Raw genomic sequence first — 4,243 nt, 5'->3', positions numbered from 1 at the left:
CTCTCCAGCAGCGCTACCGCCTCGCGTTTGAACTCTGGGGTGAACTCGCGTCTCGTCTTGGCCATCAAACACCTTCCCCGCCCGCAAGGAGCGTATCAGAGGTGTCCGTGGAACCGGGGGAGGATCATACCGATACACGATTGAACCGTTGGCGCGCTCCATCGCGTACCGGCGGTGCCGTCGACCTAGGCTATCGATCTGCATATTCTCATCGACCACCGCAAAGCCCCGCGCCTTATAAAACTCTATAGCTAAAGAATTTTCTTGAAAAACGTGAAGCCAGAGGTGTCGATGACGACCCTCTGTTGCTTGCAGCAGCGCTGATCCGGCGCCAATGCGGGTGCGGCCGACGTACAACGCCGAGATGTAGCCCTCATCATCCACGGTGATAAAGCCAGCACTGAGCCGTCAAGCTCAGCAATTAGAGTTTCAGAACACCCCAACAAAAGTTTCAAATGCTGACGACCCTCGGTATGCTCACGGCGTTCTAAGAACGAATGAGAGACGGGGAATGTCCGGTCGAAGACCGCGAGCACGGGAGCTTCGTCAACTGCGCACTTGTAGAGACGGATATGCATTGCCTCTGAGTAGCCTCCTGGATGGACAGCCCCACCCCGAGGGCCCGCGAAAGTCTGCGCTTGCTGCGAGAAACTCGGCACGCGATGTATGTCAAGACGGGCTTACCAGAGGGATGGGTGGCCGAGTATGCCGTTGGTACAGCAGGGAGGCAGGCAGCATCGCCGATGTCAGGGGCCGACGACTATCTCCGAGCGCTTTTCGATCATGCAGCCGAAGAAGAATCATATCTTAACCGACTGCGTGGAGCGAATAACGCCCATTCTGGTTGGACTGCCCCCATTCAGTGGCCCAGGTTCGAAGTTAGTGCATTGTCGGTCGCGTGACGATGGCGGAGTGGGCGACCGGCGCTGAACCGCTGGGTTCAGGTGGCCAGATGACAACCTGTAGCGCAGGCGGCTGGTAGCCGAGTGACGAGTGCGGCCGGATGGTGTTGTAGTCCTTCCGCCATTGTTCGATCACGACGCTGGCTTCCTTGAGGGTGTAGAACACCTCGCCGTTGAGGAGTTCATCGCGCAGCTTCGCATTGAAGCTTTCGCAATAGCCGTTCTCCCACGGACTGCCCGGCTCGATGTACGCAGTTGCTGATCCAACCGCTGCGATCCAGGCCTGAACTGCTTTGGCAATGAACTCCGGTCCATTGTCCGAGCGGATATGTTCTGGCACACCGCGTAAGCTGAACAGGTCCGAGAGAACATCGATCACGTCGAGCGCTTTCAGCTTGCGAGCGACCCGGATGGCTAGACACTCGCGGGTGAACTCGTCGATGACGTTCAGCATCCGGTACTTGCGCCCGTTGTACGTGCGGTGCTCGACGAAGTCGTACGACCAGACGTGGTTGGGGCGCTCTGGCCGCAGTCGCACGCACGAGCCGTCGTTGAGCCAAAGGCGCGCTCGTTTGGGCTGGCGGGCCGGAACCTTGAGCCCTTCTCGTCGCCAGATCCGTTCGACGCGCTTCACGTTCACCGTCCAGCCATCACGCCGGAGCATCGCCGTGATCCGACGGTAGCCGTAGCGCCCGTACTGGAGCGCCAACGCGATGATCGCAGCCGTCAGGGCGGCTTCGTCCTCGATCAAGACGGCGCATTTGCGCTGTGTCGAACGATGCTGGCCCAGGACACGGCAAGCGAAGCGTTCGGACACGCCATGCTCGGCAACGACGTAGTCGACACAAGCCCGGCGGCGAGCCGGGCTCAGAAGTTTCCCGAGGCTGCCTCCTTCAGGATCAGCTTCTCCAGGGTCAGGTCAGAAATCGCTCGACGAAGGCGCTGGTTCTCGGTCTCCAGCGACTTCAGTCGCTTGACCTGATCCCCCTTCAGACCGCCGTACTCGGAACGCCAGCGATAATACGTGACTTCGGTCACCTCAATGGACCGGATTGCTTCGGCAACTTTGCGACCTTGTGAGACCAGAACATCCACTTGGCGTAGCTTGGCGACGATCTCTTCAGCCGTATGCTTCTTCCGTCCCATGAAAACATCCTCCACATGGCTCGAAGCCATACCTCAGGGAGGACCACTTTTCAGGAGGCAGGCCATGGTGGAACGGAGACCCCGCCTGCATCAGTTCCCGCCGTGTCGTTGATGATCACAAACCAGCAACGTGCTGGGCTGCGTGCGCTTGGCTTTTCGGATAAGGCCGTTCGGCTGATGACGCCCGCCGAGGCGCATGCGCAGCTTGGGTTGACTAAGCTCGACTTCTGAGCACGACATCACCGGTCCATGAAGATGAGAAAAGCTGTTCCGCCCAGCGCTTGCCGCTGGGCCACCTTGGTAAGCGCGGCAGCGATTTTGGCTTCCCCGACGCCGTCGGGATCAAAGAGACCGCCATCCCACGCCAGCATGGCCTTTGCTCACGATGGCGCGGTTGGGTTACCGCTCGCGTGAACTCCCTTGCAGTCCGGTCTCGGGATCGCGGGTGCGTGGCAGCCTTATGGATCGGTTCAGGGACAGGAAGGCGCTCCGCGGATGCCGATCAGCAGGAAGGATCTCGCGGACGCAGCCTCGCCGGAGGCGCTCGTCAAACGCATCCTACAGGCCGAGCCGAACCTTCAGGTGCCCGTGCCGATACAGGAGCTGTGCGCACGCCTCGGCATCCTGAGGATCGAGGACCTCGACACCGATGCATTCGAGGGCGGCCTAGTCACCGACGCGAAGCGGTCTGACGGCACCATCCTCGCCAGGCGCGGGGGCGAACCGCGCCGCCGCTTCACTATCGCGCACGAACTCGGTCACTTCCTGATGGCGCACCACATCCCCGACCAGCCCGACCGGTTTTCGTGCAAGACATCCGACATGCTGCGCATCACGGCCAAGGCGGACGACCCGCGGCAGCGCAGGGAGGTCGAGGCCAACCGCTTTGCCAGCCTCCTGCTGATGCCTCCGCACCTCCTACGGGGGGGTATGACGGCGTTTCGCGAGCCCGATCTGCAGCACGTTCTTGCGCTCGCGCGCGAATTCGCGGTCGGTAAGGAGACGGCGGCCCGGGCCTACGTGCAGTACCACGCCGAGCGGATCGCCATCGTCGTGGCGGGCAACGGCCGGGTGCAGCGTTGCTACCGCAGCCTCTCCTTCCCGGCCATCGTCTGTGCCGTCGGAAGCCCGGTCCCGAAGCAGTCGCTCTTTCACAACAGTTCGCATCAACCGAGCATCCCGAGCGACATCGCGGGGTGCAGTCCTGAACTCTGGATCGATGTGAAGCGCGATCTCCATGTGCCGTCGCTCTACGAGCAGGTGTACCTCCAGCAGAGTGGCTTCGCGATGATCCTGCTGCGTCTCGAACCTGTCCGGGAGGAAAGCGCGGAGGAGCGCAGGCTGGAGGAGGGCTGGCGCCACCGCTTCCATTCAGGGCGACGGTAGGCGACACTCCTGCAGGATCGGACGCTCCGCGCCGCTACGACTTCGGCTAAACCGATGTCAGCAGGATCCAATCGCGATCACTGGTACCGAGTCCTCGCAGGGTCGTCGCCGTGGTTCAGGACGTTGATGAAGGGGACGACTGGCGCTCGGTCGCCACGCGCTCGCAGGATGCAGCGGCCCTCAAAACCGCACGGCAGCGCGCGCGGGAGCCTGATCGTGGCCGCGATGCGAGTCGTCCTTCCGAGATTCCGAAGGCAGGATGGAAGGACATCCTCTGGCGCGCCGGGTGGACTCTGTCGAAGGATCGCGTGCTCACCACGGCCGGCGGCGTTGCCTTTTTCGCCCTGCTCGCCGTGTTTCCCGGACTCGTGGCCGTCGTCTCGATTTACGGGCTGTTTTCCGAACCTAACGTGATCAGCCAGCATGTCGGCCTCCTGACCTACAGGCTAAGGCACGCACAGCCTGCGCCGGACGAAGGTCGCGCTCATCTACCGGCGCACCGGCAACCTGCGCGCCTGCCAGCTGCTACTCGGTCATACCAAGCTTGAGAGCACCGTGCGCTACCTCGGCATAGAGGCGGACGATGCGCTGGTGATGTCCGAGCAAACCGACATCTGACACTTAACGCGGCGGCTCCTGACGCCGTCGCACCTACCGCGCCCTTTCGTCCGAGAAGGGTGGTTGAACGAACCCGCTCGCGCGGGATGGGTGGCAGCTTCGAGGTTTTCGGATTGAGACGAGCGCCCTGCGCTGATTGAGCGTCGCCCGGCCTGGGCGGACGATCGTGGCTCCCTTCATCCGAGTGGAGC

4 protein-coding genes and 1 pseudogene are annotated in these 4,243 nt (G+C 62.1%); 3 read left to right on the top strand and 2 right to left on the bottom strand.

Going from position 1 to position 4,243, the window contains the following annotated elements; genetic code table 11:
- Positions 1 to 879: 879 nt before the first annotated feature.
- A protein-coding gene (locus FV234_RS25320) for an IS3 family transposase (RefSeq protein ID WP_147832379.1) occupies positions 880 to 2,048 on the bottom strand; the annotation gives its coding sequence in 2 pieces (ribosomal slippage) (positions 880 to 1,784 and positions 1,784 to 2,048; 1,170 coding nt in all).
- Positions 2,049 to 2,150: 102 nt separating this feature from the next.
- Here FV234_RS25320 and FV234_RS27035 point away from each other — a divergent pair.
- Positions 2,151 to 2,279 (top strand): hypothetical protein, encoded by a 129-nt coding sequence (locus tag FV234_RS27035; protein ID WP_281407973.1) that lies wholly within the window; start codon positions 2,151 to 2,153, stop codon positions 2,277 to 2,279.
- Positions 2,280 to 2,287: 8 nt separating this feature from the next.
- On the opposite strand, the gene FV234_RS27030 is transcribed toward FV234_RS27035, so the two are convergent.
- Positions 2,288 to 2,419, bottom strand: a complete 132-nt coding sequence (locus FV234_RS27030; RefSeq protein ID WP_281407972.1) for a hypothetical protein — start codon at positions 2,417 to 2,419, stop codon at positions 2,288 to 2,290.
- A 124-nt stretch (positions 2,420 to 2,543) separates the two neighbouring features.
- Between FV234_RS27030 and FV234_RS25315 the strand changes: the two genes are divergently transcribed.
- Complete coding sequence (locus tag FV234_RS25315; protein WP_147832378.1) at positions 2,544 to 3,434, top strand: ImmA/IrrE family metallo-endopeptidase; 891 nt, start codon at positions 2,544 to 2,546, stop codon at positions 3,432 to 3,434.
- 450 nt (positions 3,435 to 3,884) lie between these two features.
- Positions 3,885 to 4,052: pseudogene (locus tag FV234_RS26865) on the top strand (integrase); the annotation flags it as partial.
- Positions 4,053 to 4,243 lie beyond the last annotated feature (191 nt).

The organism is Methylobacterium sp. WL8, from assembly GCF_008040045.1.
In the GTDB taxonomy this organism is placed as follows: domain Bacteria; phylum Pseudomonadota; class Alphaproteobacteria; order Rhizobiales; family Beijerinckiaceae; genus Methylobacterium; species Methylobacterium cerastii.
The sequence above is the reverse complement of the archived record's forward strand: the minus strand, read 5'-3'. Positions and strand labels throughout refer to the sequence as shown.

Excerpts from the sequence above, each read along its gene's own strand:
- FV234_RS27030 (WP_281407972.1), bottom strand. The coding sequence starts at position 2,419 with ATGCTGGCGTGGGATGGCGGTCTCTTTGATCCCGACGGCGTCGGGGAA.
- FV234_RS25315 (WP_147832378.1), top strand. The coding sequence starts at position 2,544 with ATGCCGATCAGCAGGAAGGATCTCGCGGACGCAGCCTCGCCGGAGGCG.